Here is a 25,716-nt window from a genome sequence, read left to right as displayed (position 1 = left end):
GGGGGTCAGTCCCGGCAGCCGGGTTTTTATTTTCTATTATGAACGTACCGCTTGTTTGCGGAGCACGTCTTTTCTCACTTTTCCAAGGTTGTTTTTCGGAAGTTCGCTGACGAACTCAATTTCCGGAATTTTAAAGGCGGCAAGACGTTCTTGAAGGAATCGGGTCACTTCTTCTTCTGTCAGGCCTTCTCTGCCGTTTGTCACGATGAACGCTTTCGGCTTTTCGCCGTAGAGCGGATCAGGGATACCGACAACCGCCGTTTCGAGAATTCCCGGCACTTGCTGAATGACCTCTTCAATCTGGTCGGGATAAATATTGTCCCCGCCGTAGATGATGACATCTTTATAACGTCCGGTGATAAAGATAAATCCGTCTTCATCCACATAACCGGAATCGCCGGTATGGAACCAGCCGTCTTTCAGCACTTTTCGTGTCGCTTCTTCGTTACCTTCGTAGCCTTTGAATAAAAACGGACTTGTCACAACGACTTCTCCGATTGAGCCTTGCGGAAGGACTTCACCTGTTTCCGGATCTACAACGCGGACGTCCACTTCTTCCATCGGTTTACCCGCGGAAGCGGCTTTATCCATTCCCATTTGCGGATTCCAAGAGCTGATGCCCCACGCTTCCGTGCTTCCGTATCCGTGCATGAGCGGGATGCCGATGTCGAGATACTGCTGGATCAGACTGCTTGGCACCTTTGTGCCTCCCGTCATCATATAAACGATAGAAGACATGTCAGTCTGATGCGTTTCCCATGCTTTCAGCAGGTATGTGTAATAGACCGGAAGCGCCATCACGGTTTGAATTTTCTCTTTTTCGATGAGCTTCAAGTTTTCCACAGGGTCCTGATTGTCTGTCATAATGAATGTCGTTCCGCTCATCGTGCCGACCATCTGGCAGATAATCGCGCTCGTATGGTAATTCGGATGGCATGCTAAGAAGCGGACATGCTGCATTCTCCCCGTGTATGCCAATGTCGCGTTTACGTAGTTGTATATGCCGCCGTGAGTGATCATGCAGCGTTTCGGATTGCCGGTTGTACCTGAGGTAAACATCAGCAATGCCGTATCGTTTTCAGACACCGTTTCGACATCCGGTGTATCACCGGAGCCTGTCAATAAAGCGTCAAACTCAGGCGTTGTCTCCGCAGCTGTTCCTGTTACGACCTTCAGTTTAAGAGAAGATGCAAGCGCAGGAAGCACTTCTTCCATGATCTCTTTAAATTCAGTGCTGTAAAAAACAGCTTTCGGTTCACAGGCTGCTAAAATGCCTTTCATTTCGTAAGGTGTTAATTGCCAGCTGACCGGCACAACCACCGCGCCGATTTCGAGTGCCGCAAACATGACAATGGATGCCGCGTGGCCGTTTTTGCAAAGCATCGCCACTCTGTCGCCTTTTTTTATTCCTTTATCAAGAAGCGCTTGTGCAAGCTGGTTGATTCGTTTTCGATATTCCGCGTAGGTCAGGGTATACGCACCGCTTTTTACAGCTTCGATCTCTTCGCTATTTGAAATGTCATGCAGAATCAGATGCTGTAATGTCTCCATATTTTCATCTCCCATAATGATAAATCACAAAAAAACTCTGTCAGATTTTCTTTCTCACGCAACCCATTTTAAACCAAAAAATATAACTTGTAAAACTATTTTGTTTTAGAACTATTCCATCAGTGAATGATACAATAGTCCCGTGTTTTTAGTTTCTTCCCTTCCCCTTACCCTCATACATGCACAAAAAAACACACCCCACATGAGGTGTGCGCTTCCTGTTTACCGCTGTCCTTTCTCCTGAATGAAATGATAAAACAGCTTGTTTAAACGTTTGTATAAATCGGCCTCATCCTCCGTCTGGAAGGCTTTTATACTGTCTTCAGACTCGATAATGGCCGAGCTGACCGCACTTAGTATTTCCGACCCTTCAGCGGGCATATCAGCCGGCGCCATCATCACCAAAGCGCGGTCGGCGGTCAGGGAATTTCCGTCCATGCCTTTGACACTGCATGGAGCTGTCAAATCATAAATTTTGAAAAAAGGCGTGACAATTTCTTCATTTTTGAGATGGTACAGGGCCATCGCCGTTCCCGGAATGCCGAGTCCGCCCTGTCGTTCACGCTCAGCAAGGCGCTGTGCGGTTTTTTGGGCATTATGAACCAATCCTTCTTGCTCCAGCATGTCAAACATACGGTTCAAAAACAGCTCATACGCCGTGTTTGAATCAATGGATTTGATCGAAAAGTTCCGCAGCACGCTTTGGATAACCGCCGCGTAATGCGCCATACGGCCGGCCGCTTCCAGCATATCAGGCGTCTCCGGCTGCTTCTCTTCTCTTTTACCGTTTCTTTTTTTGTCAAGAATCAGCGGAATTTTTCTTTTGATGTACTGCTTGACCTGATCAGCGTCTTCTTCGTTTAAAAGCGGACTGACCATGACGTAATCAATGTTTTCATACGGGATCGGAACAGTGGATACGATCATGTCATACGCAGCGGTGTCTCGGTCCTTCAGTTCGATGAGGGAAGACATATCAAAGGAACGGATTTCCGGAAGCTCTTTTTTCAGCCTGGATGCGAGCATTTTGGACGACCCGATGCCGCTAGAACAGACGATCAGCGCTTTGATCTTCGCTTCTTCCCGTTTGATTTCCAGAGCGGAGCCGAAGTGAAGAACGATGAAAGCGATCTCATCATCAGAGAAAAGAAGCCCCGGAAAGAATTTTTCCATTCCTTCTTCTACGGCCATGTACAGCAGAAAGTAGTCGCGTTTAATTTGCTCGGTCATCGGGTTGTACATGTCGATATTTTCTTTTACCCGGTTGATCGCAGGCTCCAGATGGGCGATTAAACCGTCGTATAAAGAACCGTTTTCCGTCAGATCAATTTTAATTTTTTCAGAAATGAAGCCGATCAGCTGCTTCGTTTGCAAGGCCGTTTCAACCTCTATGTCTTCCGGTTTGAATTCCGTTTTGTATTTGCGGTTGGCGCTCCGCAAATGAATGGTGATATAACCGATCTCAGCTTCCGGAATTGAAACGCCGAACGCTTTTTCAAGCTCTTTTGCCATTTCCAGCGCAGAGCCGTACTCCCTCGTCTGCTGCAGCGCTTTTAGTTCCGAAGCCTCCATTGTGATGGTTTCTCCGAGCCTGATCCGGTCCATCGCAAAGGTTAAATGAACCGCAAGCGCCATGTATGAGCTGTCAGATAAGGCGATCGCGATTTTTTCCTTGAGCTGAATTAAGAGCCGGTCCATTTTCAAAAGTTCCGCTTTATTTACGACGCCGAACATTTTTTCAGCATCGTCCGGTTTTCCTTTAATATTCAATTCAACCGCTTCCAAAAAGCTTTGAATATCAAGGCGGTTGACGATGAGATTGCCGACGATTTTCCGTTTCGCATTTTCCGGCCCCGTCAGCTGAATGCCGAAGCCCCTTTTTCGGATCAGCGTCAAGCCGAAGGGCGCAATCCAAGTCTCCAGCTCATCCAGGTCATAGCTGATCGTCGCGTTTGTCACTTGCAGTTCGTTCGCCAGACTGTAGAGCTTGATCGGCTCTTGAGACTCTAATAGTGAACATAGAATTAAAAGTTTCCGCTCCTCAGCGCTGTATTCATGCTGTTCATAGGACAGGTCTGACAGGAGTTTTTGTTTGTCCTCCGGGTTTCCTACCGCTTTCAGTCCTTTGCCGGGCTGTTTATCAAGTGCCAGACCGAATGATTCCATCATCGGTTTGATTGTTTTCAACTCGCGGTGAACGGTTCTTGTGCTGACTTGTAAAGCTTCCGCCAGTTCATGCACTGTCTCGTACCGGTTCTGCAGTAATAGATGTTTCATTAATTTTTGTTCTCTCGCTGTCATATACATGAAACGCGCCTCCAGATTTTCTAGTTGTGAGAAGTATGGCATATGGGGAGTGCTGCCGGGGAAAGTGGTGTAAGTTATAATATAAAACGCTTTCAATGATTATTCAACCATTTTCAAATGGCAATTTGGCACTGGGCCGTGTGACAGTATTGAAAAAGAAAAATGTGTCAGATAATATGCCATGACGCTTGTTACTCTTGATCCGCACGGCTATACTTCAAAGTGACCTTACTTGTTTTTAGACATTGCACACCACATAAACAAACGCCCGGAAGATAGCTTCCGGGCGTTTGTTCTGTTTATGGAATATCGCAGCCTTGGACACCGGTATAAATCCGGAACCACTGATCATGGCTGAGTTTGTACGCGGAGGCACGCACCGCGGCGGAAATGCGGTTCTTTTTTCCGCTGCCGACAATCGGCATGATGTCCGCCGGGTGGGTGAACAGCCATGCGTACATGACTTCGTCAATGGAAGCGGCGCCGATTTCTTCCTGTACAGAACGAAGCGCGGCACGGATACGGACGTCCTTATCTGATTGTCCGGTAAAGACGCTCCCGCCCGCAAGCGGTGACCACGCCATCGGCGGAATGCGTTTTTCCTGACAGAAATCCAGCGTGCCGTCATGAATATTTTCCAGCTCGTACGCCGAGATTTCAATTTGGTTTGTGATGAGCGGATCATCCAAATAGGATTCGAGCATTCTGTACTGGTGCGCTTTAAAATTCGACACCCCGAAATATCTGACCTTTCCCGAGCTTTTCAGCGCGTGAAACGCTTCAGCCACAGCCTCCGGGTCCATAAGCGGGTCCGGTCTGTGAATGAGCAGCACATCCAGATAATCCGTATTCAGATTCAAAAGCGACTGCTCCGCCGACGCTAAAATGTGAGACTTCGACGTATTATAATGATGCGACTTGTTTCCGGGCCGTTCCGGTGATTCAATGACAATCCCGCATTTTGTGACGATTTCGATTCGCTCCCTTATTGAAGGCGAAAGGGACAAAGCGCCGCCGAACAGCTTTTCACACGTATAACCGCCGTATATATCGGCATGGTCAAAGGTGGTGATGCCTTGGCTGATACACCATTCAATCAGATTCAGCAGCTCTCCGTCTGAAACATTCCATTCGTTCAGACGCCAAAGCCCGTGTATCACTCTTGAAAATTCCAGGTCTTCAGCCAATTGAATGCGCTGCATGTGAAATCCCCCTTTTTCTTAGAGCCTCTTGTATCTCTGTTTTCAGGAATTGCCCATGCTGTTTCATTCTGCTTCGGCGGCCGATTTTCCTTTCAGCCCGCAAAAAATCGTCATTTAATGATTCTGAAACTGCTTTTTCGCTTTTTCAACGACGTAATGGCTTCCGCCGCGTTTTTTGACGTCTTGAATCATCATCGCGATCAAGAGGTCTTTCTTTTTATAATCGTAACCGACAAACCAGCCGTTTTCTTTGCCGTCTTTATCTTCTTTAGACGTTTTCAGCTCGGCTGTACCGGTTTTCCCGGCTACGGTAATGCCGCTTACGGCCGGCTGATATGCAGAGCCGCGCGGATCTTCAACGACGCCTCTCAGCCCTTTTGTGATTTCTTCGGCATTGGCTTCCGACACCACTTGCTTATGCCAGATTTGCGGTGTTTTTTCTCCGTCTTTGATCAATGTCGGTTTGACGAGATTTCCGTCTGTTACAAATGCGGTATAGTCAGCCGCTAAGTGCAGCGGAGACATCAGCATCTGCCCCTGGCCGTAGCCCGTATCTCCGAGAAGGATCTCGGAATCAAGCTTGCCGTTAGCGATTGAAGACTTTTCAATCGGAAATTGATACGGAATCTCTTCATCAAAGCCAAATGTTTTTAATCCTTTTGTAAACGCGTCCGCTCCGGCATCTATGGCATTTTGCGCAAAGTAGATGTTGTCCGATGTGATCAGCGCGTTTTCGAGATCCACTTCATTCAGGCGCTCTGATACGCGTGTGACATGGTAACCGCCCCAGCTTGAATCTTTCTGCCACTCTTTTCCGGTGATTTTTTTCTTTTCTGACGCTTTCAATGTGCCGTTTGTCAGGCCGACTGCCGCGGCGATCGGTTTAATCGTTGATCCCGGCGCATAAAGTTTGTTGAATTTCGCTGAAAACGGATTGTTTTTATCTTCATTCAGCTTTTTCCATTCTTTGCCGCTCCAGCCGAAAATAAAGCCGTTCGGGTCATAAGACGGTGCGCTGACGAGCGCGAGTGTCTCTCCCGTTTGCGGTTCGAGAGCGACTGCCGCTCCGCTGTCATCTTTCATAGAATCATACAGCTTCGTCTGCGTTTTCATGTCAATCGTTACATGAATATCCTGCCCGCTTTCGGCTTTCTTTTCAGCAATGACCTCACCTGTTTGCGGGACGTAAATTTTCCAGCCGGTCGTGCCGCGCAGCTTGTCTTCATATACATTCTCAAGGCCGGCGATGCCGATTTTGGAAGTATCGCTGTATTGGCCGTCTTTCGCTTTTTTCAGCTGCTCCGCTGTGATGGTTTTAATATAGCCGGTCAGATGGGCCGCTTTTTCGCCGTACGGATAGTAGCGGGAGCTGACTTTCGTTTTCGTCACGCCGTCTAATGCGAGCAGGCTTTTGACCTTGCTTTCATCATCCGGTCTGATTTTTTGAATCGGGACATAGGAGTCGTCTTTTACCCAGCCCTGGTTCAGTTTGCTTTTGATATCGTCTTCAGAAAGGTCCAGTTTTTCAGACAGTTTTTTGATCACGCTGTCTTTATCCTTGCCGAGTTTTCCAGGGATAATGCCGATTTCCGGCACCTCAGTATTCACGGCGAGACCTTTTCCGTCTTTGTCGTAAATTTGTCCGCGCTTCGGTTCTTCATTTGCGATCTGCACGGTTTTGTCATCGGAAAGCTGTTTGAAAATAAAAGAAGGATTCCAGTCGATGTTCCATGATTCTCCATCGTCTGTTTTTTCTTTTTTCAGGACGGCCGTGTTTTCAAAAGCGACCTTCCCTGCTTTTGTATCCATGCTGACCTTATAATCGATGTGCTGGAGGTCATCTTTTTTCTTGTCGTCTTCGTCCTGTTTTTCGGCAGTGACTTTCAGATTTTTAACCCCTGCTTGTTCATAAATGGTTTCATATCGCTTTACAAAATCCTTTTTGGATAGTTTTTTCTTTTCATCCTGGGTGAGGCTTTGGTACATCTTATCGTAATGACCGCCGTTCCAGTCTTTTACGAAATCTTTCATTCTGTCTTCGGCCGATTCCGTTTTCGAGCAGCCGATCAAACCTATGATTCCTGCGAGTAAAAGTAATAGGTATAACCCTTTTTTCACTGTCTATTCCCCTGCCTTCCAACTGTTATTTTCTCCTAAACCAAATCAGGCTGGCAAGGATTTTTTTCTCATAGTGTTTAAAATTTTTTTGTTTTTCCTGCCGTCACGGGCCATATTCTTATACAATGTATCTATTAAAAAAAGGGGGAATTTCAGATGATCAGAGAAGCAGCCATGCTGTATGTAAAAGAAGGTCTTGAGGGGGAATTCGAAGAGGCATTCCGCCGGGCGGAGCCGATTATCGCGGGCATGAAAGGTTATCTGTCCCATTCCTTGTCCAAATGTATGGAAAAGACGCATAAATATTTGCTGCTTGTGGAATGGGAGACATTGGAAGATCATACAAAAGGCTTTCGCGGATCGCCGGATTATCAGGAATGGAAAGCCTTACTGCACCGTTTTTATTCACCATTTCCCGTTGTGGAGCATTTTGAGGATCTATCAGACTCAGATCGCGTGAAGCGTAAAACCGATTAAGGAGATCGACCATACAAAAACGGCGGTATAGATATTGAATTTCCCGGAACCGTCGTTTTCTTTCCGTTTTTCCTCCAGCCCCTGAATGAACATGACCGCACCGAGAAACACGAGCATAACCGGCTGTATGACAGAGGTATGTTCCGCATACGTAAATGCGGCGGCCGCAAGTATAATAATTAGCATCGCGAGTGACAGTTTTAAGGCGCGCAGCAAAGCAATCCATCCTTTCTGTTATCATTTTTTGAACACAATTCTATTTCTGTCTTTATCCCCCATTATTCTAGCGTATTTTTTGCGCGGATAGAACGAAAGTCGGACAATTTTAAGTTTGTTTTAAGGAGCACGAAAAGCGCGCTCCCGATGAAAAGGAGCGCGCGTTATGAGCGGGCGAGGCTTCCGTATCCGAGCGCCCGCAGGACGCATGCCATGACTTCATATCCCTTGCTGTTGGGGTGTACGCGGTCATGAGAGAGATATTCATTCATTTTTCCTTTGAAAGCGCTGTGGACGTCGGCGATTTTGACGTGCGGCGCCGATGCGAGTGTGCTGAGGTGCGCATTATAAGAGGATATCCATTTTTCTGCAATGGAGATTCCCGGGAAAGGATTGTATAAATTAAAGACGCGGATCTCATAAGGAGACGGGTGCGGCCCTTTTAAGGCAGCGATCTTGGCTATCATCTTTTCAAAGTTCTCATGGCAGTGACTGGACACGCTGGTGAACACCGAAGCGTCCGATGTTTGCTGATATGCCTGAACCGAATCGATCAAATCGTTGCCGCAGCCTGTAATCGTAATCATATCAGCAGCCTGAATCCGCCTCTGAATGTACGGCAAGGACATAAGCCCGAGAATTTCTCCCGTCTCAAGGCCTGATTTGGCAAAGATGGATACGTCAGTTCTTGTCTGTAAATCTTCTGCCAGCATACGCCCGAACCGCTGGACAAAACCGGCGGAAAACGGCCCGGCCCCCCTCCCCGTCGTCAAAGAATCCCCCAGCGCCGTATAAACAAGTCCCATTTACTTTCCTCCACTCGTTACTATCGATATTGTAATGTACGCGAGTGAAGAAAAATTGGCTCGGTCAATAACCCAATTTCTCAGAAATATGCTGTGCTGCGTTTTTGACCTTTTCGGTTAAATATGGCAGCCTGTCCTCTGAAAACCGGGCTTCGAAGCCGGCGATGCTGATTCCGGCAGCCACCTTACCTTCGTGATTGAAAATCGGCGCTCCGATCGCCGCCGTGTAATCTTCTAATTCCGAATAGCTGATCGTATACCCTGATTGCAAGGATCTTTCAATGGATTGAAGAAGTTCAGCCCGATCCGTCATCGTGCCTGAGGCGATTGCGGCAAGCTTTGTCTTCTGAATGTATGTGTCAATCTCCTCTTTTGGCAGAAACGATAGAATGCTTCTGGCGCACGCTCCCGCGTACAGCGGCGACCGGCGGCCGATTGCCGTATACAGGCGGACGGTTTGGGTGCCTTCAATTTTCTCGACGTAAATGGCTTCATCTCCGTCCCTCATGATCAGCTGAACGGCCTCATCCACTTCGCCGCACAGCTCTTCCATAATCGGCTTGGCTATTTTCCTGATATCCAGACGTTCAGAGACGAGCTGGCCGAATTGTAAAAAGATCAGACCAAGCTGATAACGGCCGTCCGCCGCCCGGGTGAGAAACCCCGTTTCCTCCAGTGAGCTTGCCATGCGATGAACCGAGGTCTTCGGCATTTCCGATAGAGAAACCAGCTCATTTAAGCTCAGGCTCGGTTCAGTCAGAAACAAATGAAGCAGTTCCATTGATTTGATGACGGTTTTGTTTTTGTTTTCCATGGTCTTTAGCCCCTTTGTCAGATCAGCCATTCCATTTTGAGCCTTGCTTTCAGCTCCTTCAGCTGCTGTTCCTTCTCCAAAAGCAGCATTTCCGCTTCCTCCAGCGAAACGGCCCGGAACGTGATATGTTCCCCCGGCATCGTTTGGGCGACGAGAGGAAGATCGGCGGATATGATATGCGCCATCCGCGGATAGCCCCCCGTCGTCTGTCTGTCAGCCAGCAGAATAATCGGATTGCCGTCCGGCGGCACCTGCACCGTTCCGAACGTCACGGCCTCAGATACCATCTCCAGCGGCTCCCGCAATTCAAGCGGAGCGCCCTTCAGCCGGTAGCCCATTCGGTCGGATTGAGGCGTGACCGTATATGACTCTTGATAAAAACGCAATTTTGCTTCTTCTGTAAAAGCGTGAAATTGAGCGCCTTCAAGCACTCGTATGACCGGATTTTTTTTCAGCGGCAGAAATCCCCTGCTGCTGACAGACCAATCAGGCGCTGAGAAACCATGCTGTCCGAAAGAATCGCTCAGACGGTACGCGATTGATTCCGAACATGGCGTCATACGGCCGAGCGGCAGCTCATCATCTTTTTGCAGCGCTCTTCCGCAAAAACCGCCGATCCCCGCTCTGACATACGTGCTTTTGCTTTCCATGACGGCGGGCACGTCAAATCCCCCCGCGACGGCGAGATATGCGCGGCTCCCCATCTTGCACGGCCCGAACGAGACGACGCTGTTTTCCTTTATCAAAACCGGTTTCCACAGAGGAGCGGGCTCCCCATTAATATGAAGGGCAAAATCAGCTCCCGTGACGGCAATAACCGCAGGTTCTGAAAATTCAAAGGAAGGCCCGGGCCCCATGAGCGTAATTTCCAGCCCCGCCTCTTTTTCTTGATTTCCGGCAAGAAGATTGGCGATGCGCAGAGAGATCGTATCCATTGCGCCGCTTCCCAGTACACCGTATTTCTGATACCCCGTCCGCCCCGTGTCCTGAACCGTCGTCAAGAGACCGGGTTTTACCACTTTCATACTCATTCGGCTCCCTCCTTGATGCGGCTGTATTCCTCTGCCGTGATCCGGACGAATTTCACCGTATCGCCCGCTCTCAAAAGACTCGGCGGATGTTCTTCCGGCCTGAAAAGCCGGAGCGGGGTGCTGCCGATCAGCTGCCAGCCGCCGGGAGTGGATATCGGATACACACCGGTCTGCATTCCCGCGATTCCTACTGAACCGGCCGGGATGGACGGCCTTGGCGACGCCTTTCTCGGCGCTCTGATCCGCTCAGACATTCCTCCTAAAAACGGAAATCCCGGCGCAAATCCGAGCATATAAACGAGATATTCGCCTTCAGTATGAATGCGGATGACGTCTTCCGGGGTCAGATCGTTCATCTCAGCGACCTCTTCTAAATCGGGACCGAAATCACCGCCGTAGCAAACGGGGATTTCCATCACCCGGCGCTCTTCCTGGCGGTCGGTCATTATATGACTGAGACGTTCTGTCACTTCTTTCTTGACCAGGGCAAAAGGAGAGACGCCTTTTTTTATGTTTGAGACGGCATACATATCATAAAAGATCGTTAAGCTTGTGAATGCCGGAATACATTCAACGAAGCCCGGAAACGGCCGTTCTTCCATACAGGCTGCCGCCGCATGCACCCGGCTGTTGACCTCTTCGCTGATGTGCCCGCCAAAGCGGATGATAACGGCGGAATCACCGTACGGCTGTATATCAAGCGCTGTATTTCCGCTATACTGCATCATTGTCATCACCTCGTTGTATTCTTTCTCACTTACAGGACAGCAAGCGATTCATTTCGTATATCGGTGATCAGCATGTGCCCCGGTGAATGTGTTATTACGATGTCAGGCTTTGCTTCCATGATCACCGCCTGGGGTGTAACGCCGCAAGCCCAGAATACGGGAACTTCACCTTCCCGCACCGTTACGGCATCTCCAAAATCCGGCTGATGCAAATCGCTGATACCGATGCTTTGCGGATTTCCGAAGCGGACGGGGGCGCCGTGCACGGCGGGAAAACGTGACGTGACCTGCGCCGCGCGGACTGCAAGCCTTTCCGGAATCGGTCTCATGCTGACGACCATCTTTCCCGAAAACGGGCCTGCGGGAACACAGTCAATGTCTGTTTTATACATGGGGACATTCACACCCTCATCGATGTGCCTGATTGGAATTTGCTGATTGATAAGGGCTTGCTCGAATGAAAAACTGCAGCCGATCAAAAACCCGACATCATCATCCTTCCAATACGGCGTAATATCCGTTACCTCTTCAGTAAGCACGCCATGCCGATAAATCCTGTATTTCGGCAAGTCCGTCCGGATATCAGCTCCCGGCGCCGCTATTGCCGGAACGGGTGAACCCGCATCCGTCACGTCAAGCACCGGACAAGGCTTTTGATTGCGCTGGCAGAATAAGAGAAAATCAAAGGCAAGATCCTTTTGCAAAACGACGAGATTGGCTTGTGCGTAAGAAGCGGCCACCCCCGCCGTCGGCCCGGTCATCTGCCCCTTCCTGATCAGCTGTCTGATTTCTTCGGGGCTCATGTCTCTCATATGTTTTTTCATATCATCAGCTCCATAGCTGCGGCATCTGCGTGAATAATGTATAGATGCCCATAACCGCCATGACAACCACTACGATCGCCCCTGCAATCGTGAGCCAGATCGGATGCTTGTAATCGCCGACGATTTTTTTCTTATAAGCGCCCAACAGAATCATCGCTAATGCAAGCGGCAGAATTAAGCCGTTAAGCGAACCGACCGCGACCAAAATTTTGGCAGGCTGGCCGATCGTGACAAAAATAAGAGTGGATACGATGATAAAGCCGATAATTACGCCATGTGAGTGCTTTTCGATTTTTGTTGAAAACGATTTGAAGAATGACACCGATGTATAGGCGGCGCCGATGACAGACGTGATAGCGGCAGACCACATGATGACGCCGAAAATTTTATAGCCTACATTTCCCGCCGCAAGCCGGAATACAGAAGCTGCGGGATTATCAGGATCAATGCTCAGGCCCTTTGAGACGACGCCGAGCACGGCGAGAAACAGGGCAATCCGCATAATCGATGTAATCAGAACGCCTGTGATGGAGCTTTTCGTGACCTGGGGGATGACTTCTTTCCCTTGGATGCCTGAATCAAGCAAACGGTGGCCGCCGGCAAATGTAATGTACCCGCCGACTGTGCCGCCGACAAGCGTCACGATCGCCAGCACACTGATATGATCAGGCATAAAAGTTTTCACAACGGCGTGTCCGACCGGCGGAGCCGTCGTTACGGCAACATACACCGTCAATACGATCATGACGATGCCGGCGATCTGCATAAAACGATCCATGACTTTTCCGGCTTCCTTTATGACAAAAATCAGCACCGCGACCGCTGCGCTGATTAAAGCGCCGATCTCCGGTTTGATCCCGAATAATACTTGAAGACCGAGACCCGCGCCGCCGATGTTTCCGATATTAAACGCAAGTCCGCCGAGCACGACCAGAAAAGCAATGGCATAACCGGCGCCCGGAAGCACCATATTGGCAATCTCTTGGCCGCGCTTTCCGGAAACCGCGATAATCCGCCATACATTGGTTTGCGCGAAAATGTCCAAAATAATAGAAATTAAAATGATAAAGCCGAAGCTTGCCGCCAATGTATTGGTAAACGTGGCCGTTTGCGTCAGAAAGCCGGGCCCGATTGATGATGTCGCCATCAAAAATGTCGCGCCTAAAAGAAGCGACCATCTGCCGGAAGCCTTTCCGGCTGTTTTTTTCTTTTGCTCCATGCTGTCTTCCTCCCTCTGCTGCTCAGTCTTTTGCAAGCGCGCTGATTTGAATGTCTGCCGCTTTTAATTCTTTTTTGATTGTTTTTGCGAATGTGAGGGCGTGGGCTCCGTCTCCGTGAATGCAGACCGTGTCCGCTTTCAGGCTTACAGCTTGTCCCTTACGTGATGTCACCGTGCTGTCTTTCACCATTTGAATCACTTGACCGACCGCTTTTTTGTCATCCTGAATCAGCGCATCCGGCTCTGAACGCGGCGTCAGCGTGCCGTCTTCCTGATAGGTGCGGTCCGCAAACACTTCGCTTGCCGTCCTCAGTCCGATTCGATCTCCCGCTTTAATCAGCTCGCTTCCGGAAAGCCCGAAAAGAATAAGCCCGGGATCAAAATGACAGACCGCCTGAGCGATGGCTTCTGACAGGCCGGGATTGACGGCGGCCATATTATATAAAGCGCCGTGCGGCTTCACATGCTGCATCTCGACACCTTCTGCTTTTAAAAAACCTGACAGCGCGCCGATTTGGTACAGCGTCAGATCATACGCTTCCTCGGGTGTAATCGCGATCTGCCGCCGCCCGAATCCCTGAAGATCGAACAGTCCCGGATGAGCGCCGATTTTCACGCCTTTTTCCGCCGCAAGCGCAACCGTTTTGCGCATCACGCTGGGATCACCCGCATGAAAGCCGCAGGCGATGTTTGCAGATGTCACATAGTCCAAAATCTCTTCATCCAGCCCGATTTTATAAGCACCGAAACTCTCTCCTAAATCACAATTGATGTCAATCTGAAACATAAGATCCCTCCTGTATTGTAAACGTTTTATATTATTATCATTCCGCTATTCGGAATGACTATTCCGAATTGTTGGATTTCTCTTCATTATATTTAATTCTGACAGGTTTGAACATCCTTTTGTCAGAAAACCTACCATGGACCTAGTCACAAATCTGACAAAACAAAAAAGAGAGAGTCTCATACTGAGACTCTCTCTTTTTTCTATTATAACACCCAGTGGCGGATCGCTTTGGCGACCCCGTTTTCCGTGTTGAGATCAGTCACCCAGTCAGCTGTTTCTTTCACAATGTCCTGCGCATTCCCCATGGCGACGCCGACACCCGCTTTTTCAATCATGGCAATGTCATTCAGACTGTCACCCATGGCCATCACATTTTCCATCGTGAAGCCGAGTTTTTCCGATACCTTCGCAAGCGCAGCCGCTTTGTTGATACCGAGGGCATTGACTTCGATGTTGATCGGACTTGAGTTTGTGATCTCGAGCTCCTTGTATTCTTTGAGCTCTTTCAGCACCTCATTCCGCACTTCGTCATCCTCGATTTCGAATCCGAACTTAAGCCACTGATGATCCGTAATCGTTTCCGGGAATTCCCCTCTCCACACTCTATCGACGGTAGAGGCCCAGAAATTCGTGTTGTGCTTATTCCGCAGATCCCATAATTTTTGAATATGATCGGTATGAAGAAGCTTGCGCTCAACCAGCTCAAAGTTGGAATCCCAGATTTCGCTGCCGTTTGCCGTGATTAAAAAGGATGACAGCTCGAGAGACTCAGCCAGTTCGCGGCAGGTCATCAGCGTGCGTCCTGTGCTGATGACGACGTGAATTCCTTTCGCCTCCGCTTCCTTGATCGCCCGCCGGTTTTCCTCCGGGATGAGCTGCTCGTCATTGAGCAGGGTTCCGTCCATATCAATCGCGATCAGTTTAATATCTGCGTCTTCTCTTTGTATCGGCATATATGTACCTCACTTTTTATAATGTAGTCGTCTCTATTTTAATACATATGACCCGCAGGAACAAAAAACCGCTTCCTGCGTTTGGCGGGGAGAACGTTGAGGAAAAGAAATATTGAGGTGATGGAGGATGAAAGAAAGAAAACAAAAGAACAAACCGAATGAAAATCCTGAACATCATGATTTAACCGATCCGATTCCGCTGGAAGAGCTGAAAGAAAACGCCAATGACGAAAAACACAAACATGACCAAAGGGACAATTCACAAAGTGAAAGAGATTATGATACAAAATAACAGACTTGTCCGAAAGCCGCCGCTGGAGGCGGCTTTTTTTACGATGGCTGGATAAATATGCTGAGCTCAGCTTCCGCCACAGGCTTCCCGGCAACGGAAGCTTTCGCCCGGCCGAACACAAAACCGCGTCTGATTCGCGTGACCTCAAAAAAAAGATCCAGACGGTCTCCCGGCAAAGCGGCACCTAACCTTTCCGCTTTCTTCACCGCGGATAAGAGACCGAGGCCGTCACCGCCGGTAATTCCCGCGCAAGCCGCCGTTTGGGCCATTGCTTCAACGACGAACGAAAATGGCATCTCTCTTTGGGATTCAGTTATAAACCAGTCATTTTCACTGATGTTTTTGTAAGCAGCCGCCCATTTTCCGGCTTCACTGTTCGTCGTGCCGTCAATCAAAAGAAACGGAAAACGATGGGGCAATAGCTTCTGATTCATCACGCAGCCTCCCTTCTCTCTCATTATAACGCAAGAAAAAACCCGCGTCCCCCGACGCGGGTTCATTTTTATTGATTGAGCTTTTTGAGCACGATGCCGTGCAGCGGTTCATGCGGCTGAATACCGCAAATGTCTTGAAGAACGCCGCTCGTGCCTTTTTCCGCGATAAGCTTTTGCAGCTCAACCGCTTCCGGATCATCCTGATAGTCAAAGCGCAGGGCGGCGGCGATGCCTTCTGCCAGCGCGTTCGGTTCTTTTATTTTTTTGGCCGGCCCTACTAATCTGTCATTCGCTCCGAGTTTTCTAAGCGGTGATCTGGCGACTCTTGTCACATCATCCGTGATGTATTCATTTTCAAAGCGGCCGATGATTTTCTTCATGTACTGCTCGTGTTCGGATTGCTTAAAGCCGTACGCTTTCACCAAGTACTCGCCCGTTTCTGAAAGTGCATCGTACACGACACGCCGGATTTCCGGATGGCCGATGGCCTCTTTGACGGTTTTTAATCCGCGCTGATAGCCGACGTACGCCGTAACGGCATGGCCGGTATTGACGGTAAACAGCTTTCTCTCGATGAAAGGCGTAAGATCATCCGTAAACAACGCACCTTCCAGTACCGGCTGGCCGCCGGCAAAGCCGGTTCTGTCTATGACCCATTCAAAAAACGGTTCTACGGATACTTTCAGCGGATCTTCATGGTGCTGAATCGGCACAATCCGATCCACCGCAGAATCCGGGAAGCCGACCGTCCGGTTCACGAGTTCCCGCTCCGCTTCCGTCAAATGTCCGAAAACTTCTTTTTTCAGAAAACTGCTTCCGCCGATCATATTTTCACAGGCAATGATATTGAGAGGATCAGAGGACGTTCTGCGCTTCAGCCCTTCCGCGATGGACGGGGCGATGAGTCTGAGAACGTTCGGGCCCACCGCCGTCGTAATGATCGCTGCTTCATTGATCAGCCTGTACAGCTCTTGTTCTTGCACCGCGCTGTTGATGGCTGAAACGGGGCCGATGATTTCGGTCTGCCGGCCGCCGTCGGCAAGCTCCACGGTATATTCCTTCTTTTCATTGAGAAGGCTGACCATCGTTTCATTCACATCAGCGAAAACTACCTCATAGCCGGAATGATGGAGCAGGGCGCCGATAAAGCCCCGCCCGATGTTTCCCGCTCCGAAATGAAGGGCAATCATGTCAGTTCACCTCGCTGAAAATAGCGGCCAGTTCTTCTTCCGTCTTTGCACTGATCAGCCGTTCGATGTTTTCTTCCTCTGAGCAGATGATGGCGATGTTTGACAGGATGTCTAAGTGTTCATTGTTTTTTCCGGCGATACCGAAAACGACCTTTGCCGTATTGCCTTCACCGTATTCAACACCGTCCGGAATCTGGATGACGGAAATGCCTGAATGAAGCACCTCATCCTTTGCATCTTCCGTGCCGTGCGGGATCGCGATGAAATTCCCCATAAACGTGGATGATGTTTCTTCACGTTCGAACATTTTTTCCACATAGCCGTTCTTCACGTAGCCGTTATCAATCAATGTCTGTCCCGCGAGGCGGATGGCATCCTCTTTTGAGTTCACCGTCTGGTTCAGTTTGATGTTCGCTTTAGCCAATACTTCCATGATGAAGATCCCTCTTTCTGTTTGATTAGTTTTTAAGCTTTTCAATCAGTTCATCGTATTTCGGACTGTTCAAGAAATTATCAACCGAAATGTGCACCGCCTGCGGCAGCTTCGCTTTCGCGCGGTCAGTCAGGTCCTTATGCGTAATGACGATATCCGCGTCATTCGGCAGATTATTGATCGACGTATTTGTCACATCAATATCCAGGTCTGCTTTTTTCACTTTGTTTCTTAAAATGGAGGCGCCCATTGCGCTCGATCCCATACCCGCGTCGCATGCGAAGATAATGCGGCTGACTTGGTCGGCGGAAATATCAGCGGCGCTGTTTTCCGGCTCTTCCTCTTTGTCTGCCAACGCGGCCGCCGCTTCGCTTTTCCTGCCTTTCATTTCCTGCATTTTTTCCGCCGCGGCTGTCAAATCTTCTTCACCCGCTTTAGACGATTTCAGAATAAGCGCCGAAACGATAAACGATACGGCCGCGGCAACGATGACGCCCGCCAGCACGCCGAGATAGCTTCCTTTCGGCGTCAGCGCCAAAATGGCGATGATGCTTCCCGGAGATGATGCGGCGACAAGACCCGCGTTAAAGATCGAGAATGTAAGCAGTCCGCTCGCTCCCCCGGCGATCGCCGCGAGGATCAGCATCGGTTTCATTAAAATGTAAGGGAAATAGATTTCATGAATCCCCCCGAAGAAATGAATGATCGCCGCTCCCGGAGCCGTCGATCTTGAAGAGCCTTTCCCAAAGAACATATATGCCAGTAAAATACCGAGTCCCGGCCCGGGGTTCGCTTCCACTAAGAACAGAATGGATTTACCCGCTTTGGCGGCCTGCTCGATTCCGATCGGACTTAAAATGCCGTGGTTGATCGCGTTATTCAGGAACAGGACTTTCGCCGGTTCTACGAAAACGCTTGCAATCGGCAGCAAATTCGCGTGGACAATGACTTCCACACCCGCCGCCAGCAATTTGTTAAGAGACAGGACGACCGGGCCGATCGCATAAAACGCGATAATCGTCAGCACAGCTCCGATAATTCCCGCCGTGAAGTTGTTGATCAGCATTTCAAAACCCTGTCTGACTTTATCTTTAAACACACGATCTAATTGTTTAATGAGATAACCGCCCAAAGGCCCCATAATCATTGCCCCTAAGAACATCGGAATGTCCGCTCCGACAATGACTCCGATGGCCGCCGTCGCTCCGACGACTCCCCCGCGGTGATCGTAAATCATTTTTCCGCCCGTATATGCGATTAAAAGCGGCAGTAGATACGTAATCATCGGGCTTACCAATGTATTCAGCTGCGGATTCGGAAACCATCCCGCTGGAATAAACAGCGCGGTGATAATTCCCCATGCGATAAATGCGCCGATATTCGGCATGATCATACCGCTTAAATAACTGCCGAACCGCTGTATCTTCACTTTCATGCCAGCTTGCTGTTCTTGCTGCATGTTCATTCCCTCCCTGTTTGCTTGCCTTCAGATGAAAATAAATAAGACACGGGGTTTCTCTCTCCCCTGTGTCTTCATCATAAAACGCTTACAATCCCCATTCAATGAAAAGTAAAGAGGAGTTTGGCACAGAGACTGTGACAAATCCTTAACAAAAAAAAGACACCTCATCAAAGGTGTCTTACCGCTTTCTGTATATAATGTGTCCTTTTGTGACAACGAGTTTGGCAATGAGCCGCTCACTGACAATAAACACCGGATACGCACATACGAGCGCGAAAATGGCGGCCGGCACATACCGCGCTGCCGGAAACATCGGCATGACGGCGGTTCTGGCCATCTGCACAAGATAAATCAAAAGCACCGTGATCGCAATGGCCGCAGCCATAATCGGAGCGGATACTTTATATTCACGCAATTTCACATGGCAATGCCCGCACTGAAACTGGCACGGGATCATGGATGATCTGACCATGTCGCCTGTAATCGGCTTGCCGCAGTTCGGGCAGGTCGTTTCTTTCATGTTTATTCCTCCATTCAACTCTTCTATTATAACAGAGTCTGACTACGTCTTTTACATTTGTGATTGTTCAACATTTTTTCACATATTTTATCATCAGGCTCTTGTGTGCATTTGTGAAAACATCTACTCTTAGAGGGAGGTTCATCACTCATTCGCATAAAAAGGAGGATGCAGAATTGCTTCCGATTCACAGACAGCAAACCTTGCTTGAATGGCTGAAAGAAGAGGGCGCGCTGAAAATCTCTGACATAAGCGAGAGATTCGGCGTCTCCGAGATGACCGTGTACAGAGACGTCAATCAGCTGGCGGATGCAAACCGGATTATCCGGACACCCGGCGGCATTACGCTCCCGCCCGCTTCAGAACGAAGCGCCAATCAATGCGGCTATTGCCTGCGGCCGATTCAGCATTCGTATTCTGTTCAGCTTATTACCGTTTCACAAGCCGTTGAGCAGATGTGCTGCATTCATTGCGCGATTTTGCGGTATGAGGATAAAAAGGAAGAAGTGTCCCACGTCATTTGTAAAGATTTTCTTCTTCAGACGACGCTGACGGCCGCTTCCGCATACTTTTTAGTCCATGCCGATATTGACCTTCACTGCTGCCGGCCTCAGGCGATTCCCTTCTCAACGCTTGATTACGCAGAACGGTTTCAAAAAGGATTCGGCGGGGTCATTTGCACCTTTGACGAGGCGGCGGACATCATCTTACACGACAGGCAGAAGGGATGCACCTGCAGCAAGACATAACAACAACCAACCGGAAGGCGGTGTCATCATCCATGAGACAGAACAAACGCTGGCTCATCTTTTTGCTGTTCCTTGTTTTGATTCCGAAAACAAGCTTCGCCCACGCCTACATCACAAACTCAAATCCGGGTGAGAACAGCGAATTAAAACAAGCGCCGAAGCAGATTGAAATTGAGTTTAATGAACAGATTGAAGAAGGCTTCCACTCCATTAAGGTCTATAATTCATCCGGCGAACGGGTTGACGCGGGCAAAACGGTGATTCAAAAAAATGATGCCCGCATCATGACCGCGGTATTGAAAAAAAACCTGCCGCATGATATTTACAGAGCGGAATGGAACGCGGTATCGGCCGACGGACATCCGGTATCCGGCGTCATCCCTTTCAGTATCGGAAAAGCCGGCGGAGAACTTCAGGAGCAGACATCATCGCAAGCGGCGCTTCATCCCGAAGCGGCCATCGACCGCGGTATTTTGTACACCGCTCTCTCCCTGTTTATCGGCACGGCTTTTTTCCATCTGTTTTGGTACAGAAATAATAAAGATTCATCAAAAGCAAAACGAACTGTAAAGCTGCTCGTGATTTCTTTATGTTTAACGGGGCTCGCGCTTATCTGCCAGCTCCCGATTCAGACGAAAGAAAACGCGGGCGGCGCTTGGAGCGCCGCGTTTCAGCCGGACTATGTAAAAGAAACGCTTCTGAAAACGGCAGGCGGGTACGTCTGGATGATCCAGATCAGCTTATTTATCCTGCTCGCCCTGTCCATGATCCCGCTGTTGAAGAAGAAAGCATTCCGGTCATTTGCGTACTGGACGGCGCCGCTGTTGTTCTTCTTCGCTTCGCTTTTGGCAAAAGCATTCGCCGGGCATGCGGCCGTTATCGACGAAAAAGCGGTCGGCATCGCAATGGACTTTCTCCATTTATCGGCCGCGTCTGTATGGATGGGCGGTATCGCCGCGCTTGTGCTGCTTCTTTCATCAGAGTGGAGAAAACCCGATAAAACCATCGCTTGGGAAACGGTCAGACGGTTTTCTCCTTGGGCGTTCGCCTCTGTCGGCGTGCTGTTATTTTCAGGTGTACTGAACGGATTTTTCATTATCCGCACGTTTGATTCACTCTTTCACACCGCTTACGGTAAGACGCTCCTTTTGAAAATCGGACTGTTTGTCATCATGCTTGCGTTCGGCGCCGTTCACGTATGGATGACGAAGTTCAGCAGAAAAAGGAGCATCAGCGCAACGATAAAGGCCGAATGGGCACTGGGCATCGCGGTATTATTCACAACCGCCGTCTTCACAAGCCTGCCCAGCCCGCCGCCGACTGCGCCATTGCCTTTTAACGGCTCAGAAACGATCGGAAACGGGGAAACCCTGTCCTTGCACATTACGCCGAACCAGCCGGGGAAAAATGAATTTCAAGTCATTGTCACCGATCACAACGGCAGCTTGGTAAAAGACATTCAGCAATTTACGGTCACTGTTTACCAGACGGGCTTCAGCGGCAAACAGCATGAAAGCACCTTTGATTTGAAGAAGACGAAGGAAGGCACATTTGAAGCCGCCAACCTATCCATCACCGAAAAGGGAAACTGGAAGATCAAAGTCCACGGGCTGACAAACGATTTTAATGAAATCAACCAAATATTCTCAACGACAAACTAAGGAGTGTATCTCATGTTGAAAAAAAAGGCTTTATTATTCATATCCGCCGTGACCCTGTCACTCGTCGGTTTTACGGCGACAGCAAGCGCCCACGTCTCAGTCAAACCCGCGGAATCCGCGGCCGGTTCTTGGGAAACGTACACGATGAAAGTGCCTGTGGAAAAGAATGAGCCGACAACGAAAGTCGTGCTGAAAATGCCCGCAGGCGTTGAATTTCAGCAGTATCAGCCGATTCCGGGCTGGAAAACATCCGTATCCAAACATGATGACAAAGCGGTCTCCGTCACTTGGGAAGCAAAGGACGGCGGCATTCAGCCCGGCCAATTCCAGCAGTTCACGTTCGTTGCGAAAAATCCTGAAAAGAGCGGAGATGCCGCTTGGGACGCTTACCAATATTACAAAGACGGCAGCATTGTAGAATGGACGGGTGATGAGAAAGCCGACACGCCTCACTCAATTACGAAAATCACGAAATCGGCCAGCGTGACGGATGCGCACGGAGCTGAACAGTCAAACGAAGAAAGCAAATCCGGCGTATCAGCGCTTGATATTGCGGCCATCGTTCTGTCAGCTGCGGCGATTATCCTTTCCATCGCGGCGCTTGTAAAGAAAAAACGCGCGTAAGCAAAAAGCGATCCGGCTCTAAAGAGCCTGCGATCGCTTTTTTTCTTATCCGCGTCCTGCCTGGAATGACGGATATTTTGTCATTCCGCCGTCAGCAAACAGCGTAATGCCGGTTACGTAGCTTGATTCCTTTGAAGCGAGCCAGACGGCGACAGCCGCGATTTCTTCCGGCTCACCGATATATCCCATCGGAATCATGCTTTCCACATCTTTTCTCTGAACGGGATCCGCAAATTTTTCCGCGTTGATCGGCGTATTGATGGCGCCCGGCCCGATGTTGTTGACACGGATGCGCTTCGGCGCGTACTCAAGCGCCAGCGTTTCCGTCATCAATTTGATGCCGCCTTTACTTGCCGCGTAGTGAACAAACAGCGGCCATGGAATCATTTCATGTACGCTTGACATGTTAATGACGTTTCCTTGAATATCATTCTCTACGTAATATTTAATGGCTTCGCGGCTTCCTAAGAAAGCGCCGGTCAGATTGGTATTGATGACTTTGTTCCAGTCTTTGAGCGGCATTTCATGCGACTGAACCGGATTTTCCATGCCGGCGTTATTGATCATGACATCCAATGTGCCGAATTCCTTCACCGCGGTCTGCACGATGTTTTTGACATCTTCTTCTTTTGTGACGTCTCCTTGAATGACGACCGCTTCGCCTCCCGCTTTTTGAATCTCTTCTTTAACGGTTTGGGCGTCTTTTTCATTACTATAGTAGTTAACCACGACTTTCGCCTGCTCCTGTCCGAAGCGGATCGCCATCGCTTTTCCTAATCCTGATGAAGCTCCCGTAATGGCAACGACTTTTCCTTTTAAATCCGTATACATGTTCAAACCTCCTGCATTTGTTATGAATTTGATTTCGCAACGCCTAAGAATACCGCGGCTACAATGATCAGGATAATCCCGATGGCAATGGCGACCAGCTGACGCTTCGTTTTGCTCTCACGGAGAATGAAGATTCCGCCGAGCGTGCTGATGACGATCCCCATTTGAGAGAGGGAAAAACTTGTCGCAACTCCGACGCGCGGCTGTGAGATGAACAGAAACATATTCCCGAGCGCCCAGATGATTCCCGGCAGAATGTTCTTGAGGGCGTACTTATTAAACGGTTTATGCTTGTACGTCAGGAGCAGTCCCCCGATGACCATCCCGATCGCCTGCGGCAGAAGCGCTGACCATCCGGATACGCCGAACAGCCGGGCCACAACGACATAGACCAAATAACCGAGCGTGGAGATCAGCAGGATGACAATGCCTTTTTTTAAGTTTCCCGGTTCTCCGTCCGCCCGCCCCTTTTTATCTTCTAAAGATGTGAGCACAATCCCGACGATGATAAAAATAAGGGCGAGAATACCCAGCGTAATCGCGATCGGGGTTGACCATTCTTTGAATACGATCACACCGAACAAAGAAGTCGAGACGAGCTGCATTCCCGTTGATATCGGCATCGTTTTTGAAACGCCCATCAGCTGTATGCTTTTAAGCTGATTGCTTTGGCCGAGCGACCAAAACAGCCCCGAGATGATGCCGACAATAAAAATGCGCCCAGACAGCACCGGGTGGACAAACAGATACAACACAAACGAAACGATGAGCGCCCCGATTGTCGTTCCCAGCGTCTGGCTGTAAGGCCCGCCGCCTAATTTGACGTTAAATAACACGATGCTCCCCCAAAATAAAGCCGGGAGAAGAGCCAGTAATATATCCATGATGGCGACCTTCTTTCAATCGTATTTGCTGTTATTTTGTCTGGAATCGTACCGATTATTCCCGCAAGATCAAAAAAGCCTGCCGGCGATATTCACCGGCAGACTGCTCAATAAAAACAGCCCCGCTTAGAAGCGGGGCTTTCTTTTCGGCTCATTAAAGTCCGATAGACATGTATTTGGTTTCCAGGTACGGTTCAATGCCTTCCGTACCGCCTTCACGGCCGATGCCGCTTTCTTTCATTCCTCCGAACGGCGCTTGAACCGCGGACGGACCGCCGTCATTCCAGCCGATGATGCCGTATTCAAGCTGTTCAGAAATATAGATGCCGCGGCGGTAGTTTTCTGTGAAGAAATAAGCCGCAAGCCCGAACGGCGTATCGTTCGCAAGCTTGATCGCTTCATCAATATCTGAGAACGTAACGATCGGCGCAACCGGGCCGAATGTTTCTTCATGCATGATGTTCATGGATGTATCTACATTTGACAGCACGGTCGGCGTCACGAAATAGCATCCTTTTTCATCGTTTTGGTCATACGTTCCGCCCGTCAGCACTTTTGCGCCTTTTTCCACGGCGTCATTAATTTGGCCGACGATTTTATCGAAGCCTTTTTTGTTGATGACAGGGCCGACGTTTACGCCTTTTTCAAGACCGTTTCCGACTTTGAGTTTCGCAGCTTCTTCACTCAGTTTTTTCGCAAACTCGTCTTTCACGGATTCGTGTACGATCAGCCGGTTCGCACAGACGCAGGTTTGGCCGGCATTTCTGAATTTAGAGGCCATTGTTTGGGCTACCGCCAGATCAAGATCAGCGTCTTCATCCACGATCAGCGGCGCATGTCCGCCAAGCTCCATTGACATATGTTTTACGGTGTCGGCGCTGTTTTTCATCAGGATTTTGCCGACAGGCGTTGAGCCGGTAAAAGTAATTTTGCGGATTTTCGGGCTGCTGGTGAAGACGTTTCCGATTTCGGCTCCGTCACCGATCACCACTTGCAGCACGTCCTTCGGAATTCCCGCTTCATATGCGAGACGCGCAAGGGCGTAAGCGGAAAGCGGCGTATCCTCCGCCGGTTTGATGATGAACGTACAGCCTGCCGCCAAAGCGGGCGCGGCTTTTCTTGTAATCATCGCATTCGGGAAATTCCACGGCGTGATCGCGGCTACCGGGCCGACCGCCTGACGGGTGACGACAATCCGTTTGCCCGTTGTCGGCGCAGGTACGGTTCTGCCGTAAATCCGTTTTGCTTCTTCGGCGAACCATTCAATATAACCGGCGCCGTATAAAACTTCTCCGACCGCTTCTTCGTACGGTTTGCCGTTTTCTTTCGTAATTAATTCCGCAAGTTCTTCTTTATTTCCAACAATCAGCTCATACCATTTTCTCAAAAGTGAGGCACGTTCTCCCGCTGATGTTTTGGACCATGATTGAAACGCTTGATGTGAACGTTCAATCGCTTTTTCAACATCTTCGGCCGTCTGCTGGGGGATGCTTTCGATCGCCTCTCCCGTTGCCGGGTTGTACACTGTTAATTGTTCTGGCATATTGAACATTCCTTTCTCTGCTATAGTAAAGCCATTGAATGCTTGTTGATGTATCTC

The 25,716-nt window shown here is 49.4% G+C and carries 26 protein-coding genes; 5 read left to right on the top strand and 21 right to left on the bottom strand.

The annotated features are described in order from the left end of the window. Window positions 1-36: 36 nt before the first annotated feature. From K3G25_RS19635 to K3G25_RS19620, 4 genes are all read right to left on the bottom strand, one after another. Entirely contained in the window at window positions 37-1,551 is a 1,515-nt protein-coding gene (locus tag K3G25_RS19635) for a class I adenylate-forming enzyme family protein (protein ID WP_014416929.1), read from the bottom strand. A gap of 222 nt (window positions 1,552-1,773) precedes the next feature. Beyond that, window positions 1,774-3,858 carry a BglG family transcription antiterminator gene (locus K3G25_RS19630; RefSeq protein WP_094296384.1) on the bottom strand — a complete coding sequence of 695 codons (2,085 nt, stop codon included), beginning with the start codon at window positions 3,856-3,858 and terminating at the stop codon, window positions 1,774-1,776. Between the two features lie 299 nt (window positions 3,859-4,157). Beyond that, complete coding sequence (locus K3G25_RS19625; RefSeq protein WP_021495104.1) at window positions 4,158-5,060, bottom strand: aldo/keto reductase; 903 nt, start codon at window positions 5,058-5,060, stop codon at window positions 4,158-4,160. A gap of 114 nt (window positions 5,061-5,174) precedes the next feature. After that, window positions 5,175-7,178 (bottom strand): penicillin-binding transpeptidase domain-containing protein, encoded by a 2,004-nt coding sequence (locus K3G25_RS19620; RefSeq protein WP_021495105.1) that lies wholly within the window; start codon window positions 7,176-7,178, stop codon window positions 5,175-5,177. Between the two features lie 156 nt (window positions 7,179-7,334). Here K3G25_RS19620 and K3G25_RS19615 point away from each other — a divergent pair, with 156 nt between their 5' ends. Then, window positions 7,335-7,655, top strand: coding sequence for an antibiotic biosynthesis monooxygenase family protein (locus K3G25_RS19615; protein WP_017419255.1), 321 nt, complete (start codon window positions 7,335-7,337; stop codon window positions 7,653-7,655). Here the strand turns inward: K3G25_RS19615 and K3G25_RS19610 are convergent. From K3G25_RS19610 to K3G25_RS19570, 9 genes are all read right to left on the bottom strand, one after another. Then, complete coding sequence (locus K3G25_RS19610; RefSeq protein ID WP_369719110.1) at window positions 7,626-7,841, bottom strand: YczI family protein; 216 nt, start codon at window positions 7,839-7,841, stop codon at window positions 7,626-7,628. The genes K3G25_RS19615 and K3G25_RS19610 overlap by 30 nt on opposite strands. Window positions 7,842-8,035: 194 nt before the next feature. Next, window positions 8,036-8,677 carry a GDSL-type esterase/lipase family protein gene (locus K3G25_RS19605; RefSeq protein ID WP_017419256.1) on the bottom strand — a complete coding sequence of 214 codons (642 nt, stop codon included), beginning with the start codon at window positions 8,675-8,677 and terminating at the stop codon, window positions 8,036-8,038. Between the two features lie 64 nt (window positions 8,678-8,741). Then, a complete protein-coding gene (locus tag K3G25_RS19600) occupies window positions 8,742-9,491 on the bottom strand; it encodes an IclR family transcriptional regulator (protein ID WP_017419257.1) in 750 nt (249 codons plus the stop codon). A 17-nt stretch (window positions 9,492-9,508) separates the two neighbouring features. Beyond that, window positions 9,509-10,516: a 5-oxoprolinase subunit C family protein gene (locus tag K3G25_RS19595; RefSeq protein WP_014720726.1), complete on the bottom strand. Its 1,008-nt coding sequence runs from the start codon at window positions 10,514-10,516 to the stop codon at window positions 9,509-9,511. A gap of 2 nt (window positions 10,517-10,518) precedes the next feature. Next, window positions 10,519-11,250, bottom strand: coding sequence for a 5-oxoprolinase subunit PxpB (gene pxpB, locus K3G25_RS19590; RefSeq protein WP_021495106.1), 732 nt, complete (start codon window positions 11,248-11,250; stop codon window positions 10,519-10,521). Between the two features lie 29 nt (window positions 11,251-11,279). Next, window positions 11,280-12,074 (bottom strand): putative hydro-lyase, encoded by a 795-nt coding sequence (locus K3G25_RS19585; RefSeq protein ID WP_269770603.1) that lies wholly within the window; start codon window positions 12,072-12,074, stop codon window positions 11,280-11,282. A 4-nt stretch (window positions 12,075-12,078) separates the two neighbouring features. Next, a complete protein-coding gene (locus tag K3G25_RS19580) occupies window positions 12,079-13,293 on the bottom strand; it encodes an NRAMP family divalent metal transporter (protein ID WP_014416919.1) in 1,215 nt (404 codons plus the stop codon). A 22-nt stretch (window positions 13,294-13,315) separates the two neighbouring features. After that, complete coding sequence (locus K3G25_RS19575) at window positions 13,316-14,080, bottom strand: 5-oxoprolinase subunit PxpA (RefSeq protein WP_007609444.1); 765 nt, start codon at window positions 14,078-14,080, stop codon at window positions 13,316-13,318. Between the two features lie 206 nt (window positions 14,081-14,286). Further along, entirely contained in the window at window positions 14,287-15,036 is a 750-nt protein-coding gene (locus K3G25_RS19570) for a Cof-type HAD-IIB family hydrolase (protein ID WP_014416918.1), read from the bottom strand. Window positions 15,037-15,163: 127 nt separating this feature from the next. Between K3G25_RS19570 and K3G25_RS19565 the strand changes: the two genes are divergently transcribed. Then, the gene (locus K3G25_RS19565) at window positions 15,164-15,328 is read left to right on the top strand and encodes a hypothetical protein (protein WP_003156294.1); all 165 of its coding nucleotides are present in this window, start codon (window positions 15,164-15,166) and stop codon (window positions 15,326-15,328) included. Between the two features lie 38 nt (window positions 15,329-15,366). Here the strand turns inward: K3G25_RS19565 and K3G25_RS19560 are convergent, their stop codons facing one another. From K3G25_RS19560 to K3G25_RS19540, 5 genes are all read right to left on the bottom strand, one after another. Beyond that, complete coding sequence (locus K3G25_RS19560) at window positions 15,367-15,762, bottom strand: 3-hydroxyacyl-ACP dehydratase FabZ family protein (RefSeq protein ID WP_045508470.1); 396 nt, start codon at window positions 15,760-15,762, stop codon at window positions 15,367-15,369. Window positions 15,763-15,830: 68 nt separating this feature from the next. Further along, window positions 15,831-16,952, bottom strand: coding sequence for a mannitol-1-phosphate 5-dehydrogenase (locus K3G25_RS19555; protein ID WP_021495109.1), 1,122 nt, complete (start codon window positions 16,950-16,952; stop codon window positions 15,831-15,833). Window position 16,953: 1 nt separating this feature from the next. Next, window positions 16,954-17,385 (bottom strand): PTS mannitol transporter subunit IIA, encoded by a 432-nt coding sequence (locus tag K3G25_RS19550; protein WP_012116817.1) that lies wholly within the window; start codon window positions 17,383-17,385, stop codon window positions 16,954-16,956. Between the two features lie 25 nt (window positions 17,386-17,410). Then, window positions 17,411-18,850, bottom strand: a complete 1,440-nt coding sequence (locus K3G25_RS19545) for a PTS mannitol transporter subunit IIBC (protein WP_014720723.1) — start codon at window positions 18,848-18,850, stop codon at window positions 17,411-17,413. Window positions 18,851-19,025: 175 nt separating this feature from the next. After that, window positions 19,026-19,367 carry a hypothetical protein gene (locus K3G25_RS19540; RefSeq protein WP_003156306.1) on the bottom strand — a complete coding sequence of 114 codons (342 nt, stop codon included), beginning with the start codon at window positions 19,365-19,367 and terminating at the stop codon, window positions 19,026-19,028. A 176-nt stretch (window positions 19,368-19,543) separates the two neighbouring features. Here K3G25_RS19540 and K3G25_RS19535 point away from each other — a divergent pair, with 176 nt between their 5' ends. From K3G25_RS19535 to K3G25_RS19525, 3 genes are read left to right on the top strand one after another with little or no spacing between them, the layout of a single operon-like run. After that, the gene (locus tag K3G25_RS19535) at window positions 19,544-20,116 is read left to right on the top strand and encodes a DeoR family transcriptional regulator (RefSeq protein ID WP_007609432.1); all 573 of its coding nucleotides are present in this window, start codon (window positions 19,544-19,546) and stop codon (window positions 20,114-20,116) included. Between the two features lie 32 nt (window positions 20,117-20,148). After that, window positions 20,149-21,777: a copper resistance CopC/CopD family protein gene (locus K3G25_RS19530; protein WP_100262118.1), complete on the top strand. Its 1,629-nt coding sequence runs from the start codon at window positions 20,149-20,151 to the stop codon at window positions 21,775-21,777. Window positions 21,778-21,789: 12 nt separating this feature from the next. Next, complete coding sequence (locus K3G25_RS19525) at window positions 21,790-22,401, top strand: YcnI family copper-binding membrane protein (protein WP_007410287.1); 612 nt, start codon at window positions 21,790-21,792, stop codon at window positions 22,399-22,401. A gap of 45 nt (window positions 22,402-22,446) precedes the next feature. Here the strand turns inward: K3G25_RS19525 and gdh are convergent, their stop codons facing one another. From gdh to gabD, 3 genes are all read right to left on the bottom strand, one after another. Further along, window positions 22,447-23,232 (bottom strand): glucose 1-dehydrogenase, encoded by a 786-nt coding sequence (gdh, locus tag K3G25_RS19520; RefSeq protein ID WP_022552594.1) that lies wholly within the window; start codon window positions 23,230-23,232, stop codon window positions 22,447-22,449. Window positions 23,233-23,252: 20 nt separating this feature from the next. After that, a complete protein-coding gene (locus K3G25_RS19515) occupies window positions 23,253-24,116 on the bottom strand; it encodes a RhaT/GlcU family sugar-proton symporter (protein ID WP_014416913.1) in 864 nt (287 codons plus the stop codon). A gap of 154 nt (window positions 24,117-24,270) precedes the next feature. Continuing rightward, window positions 24,271-25,659 carry a succinate-semialdehyde dehydrogenase gene (gabD, locus tag K3G25_RS19510; protein WP_109566696.1) on the bottom strand — a complete coding sequence of 463 codons (1,389 nt, stop codon included), beginning with the start codon at window positions 25,657-25,659 and terminating at the stop codon, window positions 24,271-24,273. Window positions 25,660-25,716 lie beyond the last annotated feature (57 nt).

Origin of the sequence: Bacillus sp. FCW2 (genome assembly GCF_021228595.1) — a bacterium.
GTDB classification, from domain to species: domain Bacteria; phylum Bacillota; class Bacilli; order Bacillales; family Bacillaceae; genus Bacillus; species Bacillus velezensis.
Note: the sequence above shows the minus strand (reverse complement) of the source record. Positions and strands in the feature narration are given on the sequence as shown.